The sequence below is a fragment of the Nocardia brasiliensis IFM 10847 genome, from assembly GCF_000710915.1.
Classification (GTDB): Bacteria; Actinomycetota; Actinomycetes; order Mycobacteriales; family Mycobacteriaceae; genus Nocardia; species Nocardia brasiliensis_A.
Genome location: NZ_BAUA01000152.1, coordinates 41,544 through 58,805, shown reverse-complemented (window position 1 = coordinate 58,805; position 17,262 = coordinate 41,544). Strand labels below are relative to the sequence as shown.

Here is a 17,262-nt window from a genome sequence, read left to right as displayed (position 1 = left end):
TGGCTGTCGAGGCGAGCGCCGCGCACGCGCGGGCCCGGGTTGCTGGCGGTCTCAGCGGGGGGATTGCACGCCATTTCCCGCAGGGTCTCGATTCGGAAGATCACCGCCGGGTCGATCCGATCTGGTGGGATAATCGAGCTGGTCGGGCGGTTGCCGATGGATTGCAAGGTGCGCCGATACGAGCCGGGCGGCGTGGTCGCGGAGCGTGGGATGCCGCCCCCGGAACGGTGGGGTGAGCCGATGGGTGCACACAGCAGCCGAAAAGCGCGACTCCCCAGCGTATCGGCCACGAGTTTCCCGCATACCGTGGATACACTGGCGTCGCTTCGTTTCTCGGATCTACTCGAAGTACCTGAGCATGAGACCATGGCGTTGGTGCAATGCCTGAGCGATCCGGCCGCTGCCCCGGCGAACAGCAGGCGGCGTCCGGTGCCGGGCGTGGACACCCGTGGATAGCGTGATCGGAGACAAGGTGCCTCGGCGGACGCTCGACTCATTGGTGACCCAGGTCGCCTCCGAGCTGATGGGTGTCGACGCCACGACCATGGCCGAGGCGACCGAACGGGTCCTCGCGCAACTCGTCGAGTATTTCGACGTGGACTTCAGCTACGTCCGGCACACCGACCGCGAGCGCCGAGCCTCGGTGCTGATCGCGGAGTGGCCGCATCGGCCGCAGGTGCCCGACCCGGATCCGCTCGAGGTCGTCTACTTCGAGGGCGCCGATCCGGTGTTCCGCGCGTTCGAGCACGCGACCGAGCCGATGATCGCGCGGCCGACGCCGGAGTTCGCCGACTATCAGGAGACGATGCGGCGGGCCTCCGGCATCCCCGTAGTCACCACCGCAGCCGTCCCGCTGCTCTCCCGTGGTGAGTCGACCGGCGTACTCGGTTTCATCAAGACCGGCGATCGGGAGTGGAGCACCCGGGAACTCAACGTGCTCAAGGCGATCGCCGCCCTGTTCGCGCAATTGCAGGCCCGGGTGGTGGCCGAGGAGCGGCTGCGCTACATCGCGCTGCACGACGACCTGACCGGTCTCGCGAACCGGCGTGCGCTGCTCGAGCACATGGACGAGCGCCTGCGGCCCGGCAGTCCGGGGCCGGTGGCGGCGTTCTTCCTCGATCTGGACCGGCTCAAGGCCCTCAACGATTTTCTCGGCCACACCGCGGGCGACAACTTCATCCGCACGCTCTCCTCGCGACTGCGCGAGCACCTCGACCCGGATGACATGATCGCGCGCCTCGGCGGCGACGAGTTCGTCATCGTGCCGGCCAAGCCGATGGACGCGGTCGCCGCCGAGGAGGAGGGCACCCGGATCCAGCAGCTCATCGGGCGGCGGGTGACCGTGGGCGGGGAATCGGTGAGCCGCGCGGCGAGTATCGGTGTGGCTGTCGGCATTCCGGGGGAGACGACCGTCGCCGACGTGCTGCGGCGCGCCGATCACGCCCTGCTGTCGGCGAAATCGGGCGGCGGCAACGGCGTCGCGGTCTTCACCGACGCCATGCGCGCCCAGTTCGAGCTGCAGGACGACGTCGAGCTGAATCTGCGCGGCGCGGTGTCCGACGGCTCCCTGCTGCTGCACTATCAGCCCGAGGTCGATCTGCGGACCGGCCGGGTGGTCGCGCTCGAGGCCCTGGTCCGCTGGATGCATCCGACCAGGGGCCTGTTGCCGCCCGCTGCCTTCGTCACCGTGGCGGAGGCGACCAACCTGGCCGGTGAGCTCGGCCGCTGGGTGATCAGGTCGGCGTGCGCGCAGTTCGCCGAGTGGCGCCGCCGCGGCTTGGCCGCGAATGTCGTGATGCGGATCAATGTTTCGCCGGTGCAGCTGGTGAGCCTCGACTTCGTGGAACGGATCGAGGACATCCTGCGGCTGTTCGGCATCGACGGCAGCTCGATCTGCCTCGAGATCACCGAGCACGTGGTCGTGCAGGATCTGGCCCGCACCCAGGTGACGTTGCGCGGGCTCAAGCGTATGGGCGTGCAGATCGCGATCGACGATTTCGGCACCGGCTACAGCTCGCTCTCGCACCTGAAGGCGCTGCCGGTCGACGCGGTGAAGATCGATCGCGGTTTCGTGCAGCGGCTCGGCGCCAGCACCGACGACCTCGCTATCGTGAAATCCATTATCGGGCTTGCGGGTTCGTTCGGGCTCGGCGTGGTCGGCGAGGGGGTCGAGACGGCTGTGGCCGCGCGCACCCTGGTCGGCCTCGGTTGCTATCGGGCGCAAGGCTTTCTGATCGCGCGGCCGATGCCCGCCGACGAGGTGGAGGCGCATCTGGCGATGGGGCGCATCCCGCTCGATCTGGATCTGCCGCGAGCGAGCCGGGGTGCGGCCGGCATATGACCGGCGACCCCGACCACCAACGCCCTGAACATGATTGGCTGCTGATCGAGACCCTGGGACGCACGGCCGACGGTGCGCTCGAGGTACCGACGCTGGTCGCCGACGGTGCGAAGGTCAAGGACTGGGGGAGCCTGCTGCGGATCCGGCGGGAGCTGCATGCCCTTGCCCCGCAGCTCATCACCGAGGTGGTGCAGGAGTGCGTCGACACCGCGGTTGCCGTAACCCGTTGCGCGGAGGGCCTGCTCGTGCTGGGGGTGCCCATCCGCTGCGCGTTCGACGAGGTGCACGGCGTGCAGGTGTGGGCGGCGCCGCAAGACGTGCGCCCGGCCGAACAGCCGCGGGTCGCCGCGTGGGACTGGCAGGCCGACACCGAATTGGCCCACCACGGGCCGGGTTTGGAGGAATTGGTCTTCGCGCGGGCGCCCGCCGACGTGCGGGTGATCCGGACGCCGCCCGAAGCCTTCGGTCGTATGGTGCGTTTCGCGGGACGGATCGACTACTTCGAGATGGTGAGTGCGCTGCGCGGCCGGCACCAGAGCGAGGTCGACATGATCGGTGACGACGGCTGTGTGCGCACGTTCCAGATGGTCACGCGGGCCGATCCGGAGGCCCGCCGGATCCGTGCGGTGATGCACGAATTCACCGATGCCGAGCCCGCCCGGCCCGATGTCGACATGTCCATGTTGCGAGCGGTGTCGCGGCGCGCGGGCGATGGCGTGGGCTTCGTCTCGCTGTCCTCCGGCCTCATCTACGAATGGACCACGGCGCCGGCGCCGCCGCTGGACCGCTGGGCGATCGAACGCCCGAGCCTGCATCCGGACGACAGCGTGCGATTCCGGGCCGCGTGCGCCGCACTGACCGAGTCCACGGCCGACGACGCCACCGCGTTGCAGTTACGGGTGCGTTTCGACGGCACCGACTGGATCGCGGTGCGGGCCGAACTCTGGCCGGTACCGCCCGTCCAGCTCGGGCACGGTCTGATCCGGGTCTGGCACCAATCGGCGAATTAGGTCGCCGGGTCTTCCACGGCTGTTCATGCCGCGTTGGGCGCATCGGTTCCGAAGGTAACCCGACTGGTTGCACCATCAGCGAGGTGCGCATAGTTCAGCTTGCGAACTTCTACGGCCCGCGCTCGGGTGGGTTGCGCACTGCGTTGCATCACCTCGGTGAGGGCTACGTCGCGGCGGGCCACGAGGTGGTGCTCATCGTGCCGGGCGCACGTCGCTCGGAAGAGCTGCTGCCCACCGGCGTGGTCCGGATAACGTTGCCCGCCTTGGCTATTCCGTGGACCGGCGGCTACCGGGCGGCCGATCCGCGGCGCGTGGCCGACGTACTGACCGGGCTGCGCCCCGATGTGCTCGAGGTGTCGGACCGGCTGACCCTGCGCGGCTTCGGCCGCTGGGCCCGGCGCCGGGACGTGGCGGGGGTGATGATCTCGCACGAACGGCTCGACCGGCTGCTCGGCCAGGTGCTGCCGCGCGCGGCGGCCCGGCGCTGCGCCGACGTGGCGAACGGCCGCACCGCCGCCGATTACGACATCGTGGTCTGCACCACCGCATTCGCCCGCGAGGAGTTCTTGCGGATCGGGGCGCGCAATGTCGAACTGGTGCCGCTCGGTGTGGATCTGGAGCTGTTCAGCCCGCGCCGGCACGACGGCAGGCTGCGCGCCGACCTCGGCGTGCCGGAGCATCCGCTGCTCGTGCACTGCGGCAGATTGTCGGTGGAGAAGCGGGTGGAGCGCAGCATCGAGGCGGTCGCGGCGCTGCGCGCGACGGGTACCGAGGTGCGGCTGGTGGTCGCGGGTGACGGGCCGCGCCGGGAGGCCCTGGAACGCCGGGCGCGGGCGCTACCCACCCTGGCCTGCGGGTTACCCGCCGTGCACTTCACCGGGTTCATCTCCGAACGTGCCGAGGTCGCGAAACTGCTTGCCACCGCGGATGTCTCGCTGGCGCCGGGGCCGCACGAGACGTTCGGCCTGGCCGCGCTGGAGGCGCTCGCGGCGGGCACACCGGTGGTGGCGAGCCGCTCGTCGGCGCTGGCCGATATCGTGACCGCCGAGTGCGGCGCGGTGGCGGCCGACCGCGGCGCGGCGTTCGCGCAGGCGGTCACCGAGGTGCTGGCGATGCCGGCCGCGGGGCGCAGAAGGGCGGCGCGCAGTCGCGCCGAGCAGTACACCTGGCCGCGCGCGGTGGCCGGAATGCTCGCCGTACTGGGCCGCTGAGCCCGGTCCAAGTACCCTGCGGTGAGCCGGTTCGAGCAATTCGAGATGGGGATGCGCAGTGGTGCGAGGTATGGGGCGATCGGGCCGCAGGACGGTGCGGGACGCAAAAGTGCTGATCACGGGCGCTGCCAGCGGGATCGGCCGGGCCACCGCGCAGGCCGTCGCGGCGGCGGGCGGACAGCTGGTGCTCACCGATATCGATGCAGGCGGGCTTGACACGACGGTGGCCGATATCCGGCGCGACGGCGGGGTCGTGCTGGTCGCGAAGGCCTTCGACATCACCGACTACGACGCCGTCACCGCCTTCGCCGAACAGGTGCACGCCGAGCACGGCAGCCTCGACATCGTGATGAACATCGCGGGCACCTCGGCCTGGGGAACCGTGGAGAACCTCGAACACCAGCACTGGCGGCGCATGGTCGAGGTCAATCTGATGGGCCCGATCCACGTGATCGAGAACTTCGTGCCGCCCATGGTGCGCGCGGCCAAGGGCGGGGCGCTGGTGAACGTGTCCTCGGCGGCCGGTCTGCTCGCGCTGCCCTGGCACGCGGCCTACAGCGCGGGCAAGTACGGCATCCGCGGCGTCTCGGAGGTGCTGCGCTTCGATCTGGATCAGCACGGCATCGCGGTGCACCTGGTGGTGCCCGGCGCGGTGGACACTCCGCTGGTGCACAGCGTCGAACTGGTCGGCGTCGACCGGGAGGAGCCGCGCATCCAGCGCCTCACCGCGTCGTTCACCAAGCACGCGGTCGCGCCCGAGCATGTGGCCAAGGCGATCCTGCGCGGTATGGCGCGCAACCGGTTCCTGATCTACACGTCCTTCGACATCCGGTTCGGCTATTGGTGGGCGCGGAAATTCGCGTACCCCTACGAATTCGTGATGCGGCGCGCGAGTGCCCGATTCACCCGGTTGCTGGCCGCGCAGCGCAGTTGAGCTGCACGTCGAGCACGCGGGCGCCGGGGCCCTCGGTGCCGAGCCGGTCGTGTTCGTTGACCAATTTGCAACTGCCGAGCGACAGGCAGCCGCAACCGATGCAGCCGGTGAGGTTGTCGCGCAAGCGAATCAGCTGAGTGATGCGGTCGTCGAGATCGGCGCGCCAGTTGGTGGACAGGGTCTCCCAGTCCCGGCGGGTGGGGTTGCGACCTTCCGGCAGCTGATCGAGGGCGTCGCGAATTTCGCTGAGCGGGATGCCGACCCGTTGGGAAATGCGGATGAAGGCGACGCGCCGCAGCGTCTCACGGGCGTATCTGCGTTGATTACCGCTGGTCCGGCGGCTGCTGATGAGTCCTTCGCGTTCGTAGAAGTGCAACGCGGACACTGCTACTCCGCTACGCTCGGAAAGCTGCCCGGGGGTCAGCTCCTTCGCACGCCAATCGGCTGTCGACATTCACGCTCCTCCATTCCCCTGAACAATACTTGAGGTTAGGGGTGCCTGGGGCGAAATCGGGACAACGGCATGTCCTCCCGTTCGCCTGGTCCGAACCGCTTCTGGCCTGGTCATAAGGGGGATACGTCAACTAATGCCGGCGGCGGTGGTCGAGGGCTCCGGTTAGCTGTGGACGCGGCAAGACCGCAACGAAGGCCGGAATTACGTGCTCTTGTGGCCGCGGCGAACTACGGTCTGAGCATGGGAGCAGACGCTGTGCCCGCGCGGCACGGAGAGGGTTCGGACGCGGACGGGCTGGATCCGGACGGTCCCGGCTCGCGATTGAGGGTGACCTCCGAGGTCGGCACGCTGCGCACGGTGCTGCTGCACCGGCCCGGCGACGAATTGCGCAGGCTCACCCCGCGCAACAACGATCAGCTGCTGTTCGACGGCATCCCCTGGGTGGAGCGCGCGCAGCAGGAGCACGACGCGTTCACCGGGGTGCTGCGCGAACGCGGGGTCGAGGTGCTGCTGCTGGCCGACCTGCTCGCCGAAACCCTCGCGGTGAGCGGCGCCGCGCGGATCCAGGGCATCTCCGCCGCGGTGGACGCGCGCAGGCTGGGCCACTCGCTGGCCGATCAGCTCGCCGCCTTTCTGCGCGGCGTACCGGCCAGGGGCCTCGCCAATATTCTGATGGCCGGCATGACCTTCGACGAACTGCCGTTCGGCCCGGACGCCACCTCGCTGGTCCGGCGGATGCACCACGGCGCCGACTTCGTCATCGATCCGCTGCCCAACCTGCTGTTCACCAGGGACTCGTCGTTCTGGGTCGGTCCGCGCGTCGCGATCACCTCGCTCGCGCTGCCCGCCCGGATCCGGGAGACCTCGCTGACCGACCTGATCTACGCGTTCCACCCCCGCTTCCTCGGTGTGCGTCGCGCCTACGAATCGCACACCGCGCCCATCGAAGGCGGCGACGTGCTGCTGCTCGGGCCCGGCGTGGTCGCGGTCGGCGTCGGCGAGCGCACCACGCCCGCGGGCGCGGAAGCGCTGGCGCGCAGCCTGTTCGACGACGATCTCGCGCATACGGTGCTGGTCGTCCCGATCGCGCAGAATCGGGCGACCATGCATCTGGACACCGTCTGCACGATGGTCGACCAGGATGCTCTGGTGATGTACCCCGCAGTGCGTGACTCGTTGTGCGCGTTCACCATTCAACGCGACGAGGACTACAGCGCGCGCAACGGCGACGGCCGGGTCAGCATGAGCGGGCCCGATCCGTTCCTGGTCGCGGCGGCCAAAGCGATGGGCATCGACAAACTCCGGGTGATCGATACCGGGTTGGACGGCGTCACCGCGGAGCGCGAACAGTGGGACGACGGCAACAACACGCTCGCGCTGGCGCCGGGCGTGGTGGCCGCCTACGAGCGCAACGAGATGACCAACGCGCGGCTGGAGGACGCGGGCATCGAGGTACTGCGTATCCCCGGCTCCGAATTGGGTTCCGGCCGCGGCGGACCCCGCTGCCTGTCCTGTCCACTTTCCCGGGATGACTTGTGAGTGAGCGATGTTCAATATCACGGTGTCACATGAGTCGGCGGTCGCGCCGTACGAGCAATTGCGCATGGGAATCATCGCCCAGGTGCGCTCGGGCGTGCTGACCGCGGGCACGAAGATCCCCACCGTCCGGGCGCTGGCCGCGCAACTCGGCCTGGCGCCGAACACGGTCGCGCGCGCCTACCGCGAGCTCGAGGCCGACGGTGTCGTCGAAACCCGGGGCAGGCAAGGTTCTTTCATCGCCTCCTCGGGCGACCCGACGCGCGATGTCGCGGGCCGCGCGGCGACGGCCTATGTCGCCACCGTCCGCCGGCTCGGCCTCGACGACACGGCGGCGCTGCGCTATGTGCAGGCCGCGCTGGAGGGCTAGTGCCGCGTCCAGGCACTAGCGCCAGCTGGGTAGCCACAGGTGGTCGTGCCAGTTGCCCGGCGTGATCGGCAGCGCGGTGAGGATCGGCCACAGCCAGATGAAGTTCGCGATCACCAGGCCCAGGTACAGGCAGACGGCGAGCAGTCCGAGCGCGTGCCGTTCGTCGGGCGCCACCGGTAGGTAGGTGCCGACGGGGCTGCGCGGCACCGGTATTCGCCGCGACGAACCCAGCACGTCGCCGAGCACCAGGGCCATGCCCATCACCAGGAACGGCGCGAGGGCGACCGCGTAGAAGTAGTACATCTGCCGGTCCAAAGTCAGGAACCAGGGCAGCAGCGCCGCGCCGTAACCGACGAGCACCGCCGCGTAGCGCCAGTCCCGGCGTACCACGCTGCGCCACAGCAGCCACGCGAGCATGGGGAGCGCGAGCCACCAGATCGCGGGGGTGCCGATGAGCATCACCGCCTTGACGCACTGGGTCTGCCCGCAGCCGCTGACGCCGTTGTCGGCGTAGTAGTAGAGCATCGGGCGCAGGCCCATCGGCCAGGTCCACGGCTTCGATTCCCAGGGGTGGTGATTGCCCGCCGAATTGGTCAGGCCCTCATGGAATTCCAGGGCCCTGGCGTTGAAGTACCACAGCGAGCGCAGGGCATCGGGCACGATATGCGACCAGAAACCGCCGGTGCCGATCGGATCCGCCGGCGCGGACGGGTTACCCGCCATATAGCGATCGATACCGGTCTCGCTGGCGAACCAGGCCCAGTAGCTCGCCAGGTACAGCCCCAGCGGCACCAGCACCAGCGCGTACAGCGCGGGTCCGATATCCCGGATCGCGGTGCCGTACCAGGGGCTACGCACGCCGTACGCGCGCCGGGCGGTCAGATCGAAGCAGACGCTGAGCAGTCCGAACGCCACGATGAAATAGACGCCGGACCATTTCGTCCCGCAGGCCAGGCCGAGCATGACACCCGCGCCGAAGCGCCACCAGCGCACGCCGAGCCGGGGACCCCACCGGGTCACCCCGATCCGTCCTTCCGCGTCGGCCCGGGCCAGCCGGGCCCGCACCTCGTCGCGGTCGACGATCAGACAGCCGAAGGCCGCGGTGACGAACAGCGCCAGGAAGATGTCCAGCATGCCGATGCGCGAGGAGACGAAGGTGAGCCCGTCGGCGATCAGCAGGATGCCCGCGATCGCGCCGATCAGCGTCGATCTGGCCATCCGCCGGACGATGCGGATCACCAGCAGCACGAGCACGGTGCCCGCGACCGCGGCGGCGAAACGCCAACCCCAGCCGTTGTAGCCGAATATCGCCTCGCCGATCGCGATGAGCTGCTTGCCGATCGGCGGATGCACCACCAGCCCGTACCCGGGGTTGTCCTCGACCCATCCGCCGGTCAGCATCTGCCAGCCCTGCGGCGCGTAGTGCTTCTCGTCGAAGACCGGGGTGCCCGCATCGGTCGGGTAGTTCAGCATGGTGAACCGGGTGACCGCGGCGATCGCGGTGAGGAACGCGGTGACCAGCCAGCCGCGCAGCGTGTCGGTCGGCCCGAAATCGGGGGACGGCCGCCGTGGCGCGGGGCTCGACCAGGAGGGCACGGGCCCGAACGGTGCGGTCGCGCGCTGGTCGGTCACCTGTGTCACGCCCCGATCGTATGCTGTGCACCCCGCGAGGTCGCGCATCGGTGAGCCCGCCGCTGTGTTGGTCACATAGCACGCGGGTAACCGGCGCGTGGTCACGATCACATACCGAACGGCCGGGGTCGGCGTGGTCGCCGGGCAGGCCACGGGTGGCTAGGCTGCTCGGGTTCGGTGTTCGGCGCGTGAGACGGGAGAACGGTGGCGGACGAGGCGAGTGGGTCGGGCAGGCTGGTGCTCGCGGCGACGCCGATGGGCGATATCGGGGACGCGTCGCAGCGCCTGCGCGATGCGCTCGGGTCGGCCGACATCGTCGCAGCGGAGGACACCAGGCGAACCAAGTCGCTGGCCAAGGCGCTCGGGGTGGAGATCGCCGGCCGAGTGGTGAGCTTCTACGACCATGTGGAGACCGCACGGATTCCGGCGCTGCTCGGCGATATCGCGGCGGGGCGTACCGTGCTGCTGGTCACCGACGCGGGCATGCCGTCGGTCAGCGATCCCGGCTATCGACTGGTCGCGGCCTGCGCCGAACGCGACCTACCGGTGACCTGCCTACCCGGTCCATCGGCGGTCACCACGGCCCTGGCCCTGTCCGCGCTGCCGGTGGAGCGGTTCTGCTTCGACGGTTTCGCGCCGCGCAAGTCCGGGCAGCGGCGAGAGTGGTTGCGCACCTTGGCTGCCGAATCGCGGGCCTGTGTCTTCTTCGAGGCGCCGCATCGCCTCGCCGACTGCCTGGCCGACGCGGTCGAAGTGCTCGGCCCGGACCGCCGCGCCGCCGTCTGCCGGGAATTGACCAAGACCTACGAACAGGTCGTTCGGGGCACCCTCGCCGAACTCGCCGCCTGGGCCGTCGACGGCGCGCGCGGTGAGATCACCGTCGTGCTCGCGGGCGCGCAACCGAAATCGGCCGACCCCGCCGATCTGGTCGCCGAGGTCGAAGCACTGACCGCGGACGGTCTGCGCCTCAAGGCGGCCTGCGCCCGAATCGCCGCCGACCACAACGTTTCTCGCAACGAACTCTACGACGCCGTGCTGACCGCGCGTCGCGACGACGCGGACTGACCGGCGCGGTTGTGCGCCCCGACAGGTCTCGGCCGCGGAAATCGGCAGCCTGACAAAGGGATCGGATTCTGCTGCCTGCCCGCCCACCGGCCGCTAGGTTGGGCCGCGAACGGACGGTATTGCGGGGGAGGACGATTCGATGGCGATGCGCCGTGTTCTGGTCGGCAGCGTGCTCGCGGTGGGCGTCGCGCTCACCACGGTCGCAGGGACGGGCTCGGTGGTCGCCCAGGACGGCTCGGTCGAAGGGTGTGCGCGGTGGGCGTCGTCGACCGTGGCGGCCGGGTACGGCATTCTCGAGAACCTGGCGTTCGACGGACGCGGCGGGATGCTGCTGTCCGAGGTGCCCGCGTCCGGCGTGGGCGGCGCGCTGCGCCGACTGGGCTCGGACGGGTCGCGCACGGAGCTGGCGCAGGCGAGTTCCCCGGGCGGCATCGTAGTGTCCGGCGCCACCGCGTATTTCACTACCGGCGGCTCGTTGAGCAGCGGTTTCGCCGGGCGAGCCGACGGCACGATCGAGGCGCTGGACCTGGATCGGGGCACCGTCGCGACCGTGGCCCGCGGGCTGACGGCGCCCAACGGCCTGGCCGTGCTGCCCGATGGCGGCTTCGTGGTGAGCCGGGACCTCGGCTCGCCGAACACGCTCACCAGAATCGACGCGGACGGCGTCGGCGCGCGTCCGTTCGTCACCGAGCTGACATCGACGAACGGCCTCGCTTACGACGGCACCCGGCGCAAACTCTTCGTCTCCACCACCTTCGAGCCCGTCACCACGCTGGCCGCGATCGACCTGGCCCAGCCGGATGCGGCGCCCGCCCGGATCACCGTGCCCGGCTTCGGTCCGCTCAATGCCGCCGACGATCTGACCGTCGGTCCTGACGGCGCGGTGTATCTGGCCTTGAACGCGGCGGGACGGGTCCTGCGCATCGATCCCGACAGCGCACGGACCTGTGTGGTCGCCGACGGCATCCCGTTCGCCACCTCGGCCCGCTTCGGCGCGGGTCCCGGCTGGGATCCTGGTGCGCTGTACGTCACCAGCTTCACCGGCGCGATCACCCGCTTGACCCCGCCCTGAGCGAAGATGGTCCCATGACTTCACTGGAAAACAAGGCCAAGGAATTTCTCGCGCTGCACCGCCCCGGCGATCCGGCCGTCCTGCCCACCGTCTGGGATGCGTGGTCCGCGAAAGCCGCTGTGGCCGCAGGATTTTCCGCGCTCACCGTGGGCAGCCACCCGGTCGCCGACTCGCTCGGTCGCAGCGATGGCGAAGGCATGACCTTCGCCGAGTCGCTCACTCGCGTCCGCCAGATCACCGAGGCCGTCGAGGTGCCGGTATCGGTGGACCTGGAATCGGGCTACGGTCTCGAACCCGCCCAGCTGATCGATGGCCTGCTCGAGGCTGGTGCCGTCGGGCTCAACATCGAGGACACGGTGCACAGCGAGGGCGGACGGCTGCGCGCGCCGCAGGAGCACGCCGACCTCGTGCACGGCCTGCGGCAATACGCCGACGCGGCCGGTGTGCACGTCGTGGTGAACGCCAGGACCGACTTGTTCATCCGGGCCGACGGCGACGAGGCCGACCGGGTGGACCGGGCGATCGAACGCCTGCGCCTGGCCGCCGCCGCGGGCGCCGACGTGCTCTTCCCGGCCGGCGCGCGCGAAGACGCCGACGTGCGCAGGCTGACCGGCGAATTGCCGTTGCCGATCAGCATGGTCGGGCTGCCCGACAAGTCGGACAAGGCGGTGCTCGCCGATCAGGGTGTGGCCCGGATCAGCTTCGGCCCGTTCCTGCAGCGCGCCCTCACCGCCGAGATCGAGCGGCTGCTCGCCCGCTGGAAGTGAACTGTCGCCGACGGGTGGCCGCGCGCCACTCGTCGGCGGGCGGGGCCAGGGCCCTGTCTCGAAGTCCCGTCCGGCGCCGCCACGGTCGAGGCAGGGCCCTAGAGCGCCAGCGTGGTGGTGACGAACTCGATGAACAAGGGGGCCAGCGCGGGCACGTGCGCGGGGCCCTGGGCGATGATGACGCGACGGGTGCGCTCGCCGATGGCGTCCGGGATGAGCGCGATCAACTCGTCGGACAGCGCGGGCAGCGCCGGATCTGCTTGGCGCGCTTGATGGTAGAAGATCCGGTACAGCTCGGCGAAGCGATCCACCGCGAGATCGCGGTAGTCGACGGCCTGCTGGTTCACCTTGAACGATTCGACGAGGATCAGCCGTGCGAAATCCGGTTCGGTGGCCACGGTTTCGCAGAAGGTGACGACGATCGACTCGATCCGTGCCGCGGCGTCGGCGTCCGGCGCCAGCTGCGCCAGTTCCTCGGCGATCCGGCTCGCCACGATATCGACGCCGGTGTGCACTGCCTCGACGAAACACTGCTCCTTGTTGGCGAAGTGCTCGTAGAACGTGCTGCGGGAAACCCGGGCCCGGGCAACGATATCGGTAAGCGTCGTGGCCGAATAGCCCTTGCAGTCCACGCATTCGACCATCGCCTCGATCAGGCGTCCGCGCTGCGATACCAGCACGGCGTCGCGGGCCGCCCGATGCCGGTCGGCGAAGCCGGAACTCGGTCCCGCGGTGCCGCCCGTCACCCGCGCTGTCGCCTCTGTCGCTAACTCCCGGCGCATAACTGCCCTCCCTCGTCGGCCGACCATGAGCAACCGTAACCCGGCATTATCCCAATGCGCGCCAGGCGATTACGCACCGGTAGGGGGTCGGCCGTCGAGAGTGCGATTACTCCTTGGGCTCGATGTACTTGGGGTACACCGGCTCCGGTGCGGGCAGCGCGACGCCGGGCACGATCGGGGTCGCGATATCGGCGAACGTGCGCTCGGACTGGCCGAGCTGATCGAGGATCTTGCCTGCCGAACCCGGCATCACCGGCTGCACGAGGATCGCGACGATGCGCAGCACCTCGAGCGTCACGTACAGCACGGTCGCCTCGCGCGCCAGATCCTCCGGCGTACCCGCCTTGGCCAGCGCCCACGGCGCCTGCGCGGAGAAGTACCGGTTGGTCTCGCCGAGCGTCAGCCAGATCGCCTCCAGCGCGAGATGCAGCTGCTGAGTGTCGAATTCGGTGCGGCAGCGGTCGAGCAGCCCGTTGGCGAGGTCGAGCAGCGCGCGGTCGTCGGCGGTGAACTCGCCGGGCGTCGGCACCACGGCGCCGCAGTCCCGCGCCACCAGCTTGGTGCTGCGCTGCACGAGATTGCCGAATTCGTTGGCCAGATCCGTGTTGATCCGGCCGACGATCGCCTCGTGGCTGTAGCTGCCGTCCTGGCCGTAGGAGATCTCGCGGAGCAGGAAGAAGCGCACCGCGTCCAGGCCGTAGCTCTCCACCAGCGCGAGCGGGTCGACCACATTGCCGACCGACTTGGACATCTTCTCGCCCTTGTTGTACAGGAACCCGTGCACGTAAACGCGTTTCGGCAGCTGCACCCCGGCCGAGAGCAGGAACGCGGGCCAGTAGACGGTGTGGAACCGCGTGATGTCCTTGCCGATGATGTGCACGTCGGCGGGCCAGAACCGCTGGAACGCAGCGGATTCGGTGTCCGGGAAGCCGACGCCGGTGAGGTAGTTGGTGAGCGCGTCCACCCACACGTACATCACGTGATCGGGATGACCCGGCACCGGCACACCCCAGTCGAAGGTGGTGCGCGAGATGGACAGATCCTTCAGCCCCGCCTTGACGTAGCTGACGATCTCGTTGCGTCGCGTTGCGGGCGCGATGAATTCGGGATGCTCTTCGTACAGGGCGAGCAGTTTGTCCTGGTAGGCGGAGAGCCGGAAGAAGTAGTTCGACTCCTCGGTCCAGGTGACCGGCGTCTTCGACTCGGTGGAGATCCGGGTGCCGTCGTCGAGCAGCGTGGTCTCTTCCTCGGTGTAGAACGCCTCGTCGCGCACCGAGTACCAGCCCGAGTAGTTGCCGAGGTAGATGTCGCCGTTGGCGAGCATCCGCTCCCAGATCGCCACGCTGGCCGCGCGGTGATCCTCGTCGGTGGTGCGGATGAACCGGTCGAAGGAGATGTCGAGCGTCTTGTCCATCGCCTCGAACACATCGGAGTTGCGCGCCGCGAGCTCCTGCACCGGGATGCCCTCGGCGACGGCCGTCTGCTGCATCTTCTGGCCGTGCTCGTCGGTGCCCGTCATGAAGAAGACGTCGTACCCGTCGAGACGTTTGAACCGGGCGATGGCATCGGCCGAGATGTACTCGTACGCATGCCCGATATGCGGCGCACCGTTGGGGTACGCGATGGCCGTGGTGATGTAGAAGGCGGGGCGGTCGACGTCGCTCATGGTGCGTCTACTGTAATCCGCGTGGTCTTCCTCGTTCGCGTGAACATCCACTGCACCGTCACCGGGGTCGCCGGGAGCGTCCGATGAGCGGCAAGCGCCCAGCTCCGGACCTGCCCGAGCCGCTCGCGCCGATCATCGACGCGCACACCCACCTCGATGCCTGCGGCGCCACCGACGCGGCCTCGACCGCGGCGATCGTGGATCGGGCGGCCTCGGTCGGCGTCGGGCAGGTGGTGACCGTCGCCGACGATCTGGCGGCGGCGCAGTGGGCTGTGCAAGCCGCGCACTGGGATTCGCGCGTGTACGCCGCGGTCGCCTTGCATCCGACCCGCGCGAACGCGCTCGACGACGCGGCGAAGGCGGAGTTGGCACGGCTCGGCGCGAACCCCAGGGTGGTGGCGATCGGCGAGACCGGCCTGGACTACTACTGGCCGGGCAAACTGGACGGCTGCGCCGATATCGAGACGCAGATCGAGGGTTTCCGCTGGCACATCGATCTGGCGAAGCGGCTGCGCAAACCGCTGATGATCCACAATCGCGAGGCCGATCACGATCTGCTGACCGTGCTGCTGGACGAGGGCGCGCCCGACACCGTGATCTTCCACTGTTTTTCGTCGGATACGAATATGGCGCTGTCCTGCGTGGCCGAGGGCTATGTGCTGAGTTTCTCCGGCACGGTGAGTTTCAAGAATGCGCACGAGTTGCGTGAGGCCGCGAAGGTCGTGCCCGACGAGCAAATTCTGGTCGAAACGGACGCGCCTTATCTGACCCCGCATCCATTTCGAGGCGCGCCCAATGAGCCGTACTGTCTGCCGTACACCGTGCGCGCGCTCGCGGAAATTCGGGGACAGGATCCGGCGGAACTCGCGAAGATCAGCACCGCCAACGCGCGCCGCGTCTACGGCATTTGACCGACACGCCGGATTTCGCCAGGCGCGTGCATACCCGCAAGGGGCCTGGATATGCGAAGTGTGTCCTACGTCACTGTGCTGGCCCCGTTTCGTGATTAACCTGCGGTGTCGATATCGCTCCGTGATATTGAAAGCCCCAGCTGAAGCAACTTTAGGTTGTCGGCCCCCGACCCCTTCGTTATCGTGCTGTGACCATGGCCCATCCGTCGCCCGACCGCCACGTCCCACTGGATCGCTCTGCGATGCTGTGGCCGATCACGCGGATCAACCAGTCCCGCTCACCGCTGCTGTACGCGGCCGTGGCGGCGCTGCTGATGACGTTGATCGTCGGGGCCGGCCTGGCGATCGTGAATCGTAAGACGGTGACCGTGGTCGTGGACGGCGAGAAGCTGTTCGAGACCACGATGTCCACCGATGTGCGCGGCGTGCTGCGGGCGGCGGGTTTCGCCGTCACCGAGCGCGACAAGGTGGCCCCCGCACTGGCCGCGCGGATCGGTGACGGCGCGACCATCACGCTCAATCGGGCCCGCGAGGTCGAACTGCAGGTCGACGGTCAGGCGCGCAAGGTGTGGACCACCGGTCTGACCGCCGGTGAGGCGCTCGAACAGCTCGATCTGCCGCGTGAGGTCTACGTTTCCCCCGCACGCAACGAGAAGCTCCCACTGGAGGGCGCCGCGCTGCAGGTCGCGACGCCTCGGTCGGTCGCGCTGCGCGACGGCGCCGGCTCCTTCGTCGATGTCCGCCTCGCGGCGCCGACGGTCGGCGAATTCCTCGCGGTGGCCGGCGTTCCGCTGCTCGAGCAGGACACGGTCGAGCCCGCGGCGTCCACGCCGCTCACCGAGGGGCAGCGAATCACGGTGACGCGCAAGCGAACCGAGAATCGGACCGAGACGCTGCCGCTCGATCCGCCGGAGCACGTGATCGAAGACCCGACCATGAACATGAGCCGGTCGGTGGTAGAGACCGCCGGCGCGCCCGGGGTGCAGGACGTCACGTTCGCGGTCACCATGGTCAACGGCGTCGAGGTGGACCGAAAGCCGATCAACTCGACGGTGACGGTCACGGCCCAGCCGAAAACCGTGCGCAAGGGCGCCAAGCCCGGCACCGAGGTGCCGCCGGTGCGCGACGGCGCGATCTGGGACGCGCTGGCCCGCTGCGAGTCCACCGGCAACTGGAGCATCAACAACGGCAACGGTTACTACGGCGGCATCCAATTCGACCAGGGCACTTGGGAACGTCAGGGCGGTTTGAAGTACGCGCCGCGCGCCGACCTCGCCACCCGTGAGGAACAGATCGCCATCGCCGAAGTCACTCGCGCCCGCCAGGGTTGGGGGGCGTGGCCCGCCTGCACCAGCCGGCTCGGCATCAGCTGACCGGTGACACCGGTCACCCTCGCCTGATCCGCGAATTCGTCTTTGATTCGCGGCCGCGCCACGCCGGCCTGGCACTATCCGATTGATCTATACACTCGTCCAGGTTTGCTGACGGTGTGGGTCGGGTTGTGAGGTGTG

At 69.0% G+C, this 17,262-nt stretch carries 15 protein-coding genes; 11 read left to right on the top strand and 4 right to left on the bottom strand.

The window, feature by feature from the left end:
* Positions 1–523 precede the first annotated feature (523 nt).
* The 4 genes from NBRGI_RS29460 to NBRGI_RS29445 all read left to right on the top strand — a co-directional run bounded on the left by NBRGI_RS29460 (position 524) and on the right by NBRGI_RS29445 (position 5,496).
* The gene (locus NBRGI_RS29460) at positions 524–2,341 is read left to right on the top strand and encodes a putative bifunctional diguanylate cyclase/phosphodiesterase (RefSeq protein WP_042258020.1); all 1,818 of its coding nucleotides are present in this window, start codon (positions 524–526) and stop codon (positions 2,339–2,341) included.
* On the top strand, positions 2,338–3,351 hold the full coding sequence (locus tag NBRGI_RS29455; RefSeq protein ID WP_029900458.1) for a GAF domain-containing protein: 1,014 nt from the start codon (positions 2,338–2,340) through the stop codon (positions 3,349–3,351). The genes NBRGI_RS29460 and NBRGI_RS29455 overlap by 4 nt, the downstream gene beginning before the upstream one ends.
* A gap of 83 nt (positions 3,352–3,434) precedes the next feature.
* Positions 3,435–4,562, top strand: coding sequence for a glycosyltransferase (locus NBRGI_RS29450; RefSeq protein ID WP_029900457.1), 1,128 nt, complete (start codon positions 3,435–3,437; stop codon positions 4,560–4,562).
* Between the two features lie 70 nt (positions 4,563–4,632).
* The gene (locus tag NBRGI_RS29445; RefSeq protein ID WP_029900456.1) at positions 4,633–5,496 is read left to right on the top strand and encodes an SDR family oxidoreductase; all 864 of its coding nucleotides are present in this window, start codon (positions 4,633–4,635) and stop codon (positions 5,494–5,496) included.
* On the opposite strand, the gene soxR is transcribed toward NBRGI_RS29445, so the two are convergent.
* Complete coding sequence (gene soxR, locus NBRGI_RS29440) at positions 5,465–5,950, bottom strand: redox-sensitive transcriptional activator SoxR (RefSeq protein WP_029900455.1); 486 nt, start codon at positions 5,948–5,950, stop codon at positions 5,465–5,467. The two genes, NBRGI_RS29445 and soxR, sit on opposite strands and share 32 nt — an antisense overlap.
* Before the next feature lie 240 nt (positions 5,951–6,190).
* Here soxR and arcA point away from each other — a divergent pair, with 240 nt between their 5' ends.
* Together arcA and NBRGI_RS29430 are read left to right on the top strand one after the other, a co-directional pair.
* A complete protein-coding gene (arcA, locus tag NBRGI_RS29435) occupies positions 6,191–7,489 on the top strand; it encodes an arginine deiminase (RefSeq protein ID WP_235211142.1) in 1,299 nt (432 codons plus the stop codon).
* A gap of 7 nt (positions 7,490–7,496) precedes the next feature.
* Entirely contained in the window at positions 7,497–7,856 is a 360-nt protein-coding gene (locus NBRGI_RS29430) for a GntR family transcriptional regulator (protein ID WP_029900453.1), read from the top strand.
* Between the two features lie 15 nt (positions 7,857–7,871).
* Here the strand turns inward: NBRGI_RS29430 and NBRGI_RS29425 are convergent, their stop codons facing one another.
* Complete coding sequence (locus NBRGI_RS29425; protein ID WP_029900452.1) at positions 7,872–9,497, bottom strand: dolichyl-phosphate-mannose--protein mannosyltransferase; 1,626 nt, start codon at positions 9,495–9,497, stop codon at positions 7,872–7,874.
* A 195-nt stretch (positions 9,498–9,692) separates the two neighbouring features.
* Here NBRGI_RS29425 and rsmI point away from each other — a divergent pair, with 195 nt between their 5' ends.
* The 3 genes from rsmI (at position 9,693) to NBRGI_RS29410 (ending at position 12,392) form a co-directional block, all read left to right on the top strand.
* The gene (gene rsmI, locus NBRGI_RS29420; RefSeq protein ID WP_029900451.1) at positions 9,693–10,553 is read left to right on the top strand and encodes a 16S rRNA (cytidine(1402)-2'-O)-methyltransferase; all 861 of its coding nucleotides are present in this window, start codon (positions 9,693–9,695) and stop codon (positions 10,551–10,553) included.
* Positions 10,554–10,692: 139 nt separating this feature from the next.
* Positions 10,693–11,625 carry an SMP-30/gluconolactonase/LRE family protein gene (locus tag NBRGI_RS29415; protein ID WP_051728120.1) on the top strand — a complete coding sequence of 311 codons (933 nt, stop codon included), beginning with the start codon at positions 10,693–10,695 and terminating at the stop codon, positions 11,623–11,625.
* A 14-nt stretch (positions 11,626–11,639) separates the two neighbouring features.
* Positions 11,640–12,392, top strand: coding sequence for an isocitrate lyase/PEP mutase family protein (locus tag NBRGI_RS29410; protein WP_029900449.1), 753 nt, complete (start codon positions 11,640–11,642; stop codon positions 12,390–12,392).
* Between the two features lie 98 nt (positions 12,393–12,490).
* Here the strand turns inward: NBRGI_RS29410 and NBRGI_RS29405 are convergent, their stop codons facing one another.
* Positions 12,491–13,174 (bottom strand): TetR/AcrR family transcriptional regulator, encoded by a 684-nt coding sequence (locus NBRGI_RS29405; RefSeq protein ID WP_029900448.1) that lies wholly within the window; start codon positions 13,172–13,174, stop codon positions 12,491–12,493.
* A 106-nt stretch (positions 13,175–13,280) separates the two neighbouring features.
* Positions 13,281–14,891: a methionine--tRNA ligase gene (gene metG / locus NBRGI_RS29400; protein ID WP_268808440.1), complete on the bottom strand. Its 1,611-nt coding sequence runs from the start codon at positions 14,889–14,891 to the stop codon at positions 13,281–13,283.
* Between the two features lie 32 nt (positions 14,892–14,923).
* On the opposite strand from metG, the gene NBRGI_RS29395 reads away from it, so the two are divergent.
* A complete protein-coding gene (locus NBRGI_RS29395; protein ID WP_029900446.1) occupies positions 14,924–15,751 on the top strand; it encodes a TatD family hydrolase in 828 nt (275 codons plus the stop codon).
* Between the two features lie 245 nt (positions 15,752–15,996).
* Positions 15,997–17,124, top strand: coding sequence for a resuscitation-promoting factor (locus tag NBRGI_RS29390; RefSeq protein WP_029900445.1), 1,128 nt, complete (start codon positions 15,997–15,999; stop codon positions 17,122–17,124).
* Positions 17,125–17,262 lie beyond the last annotated feature (138 nt).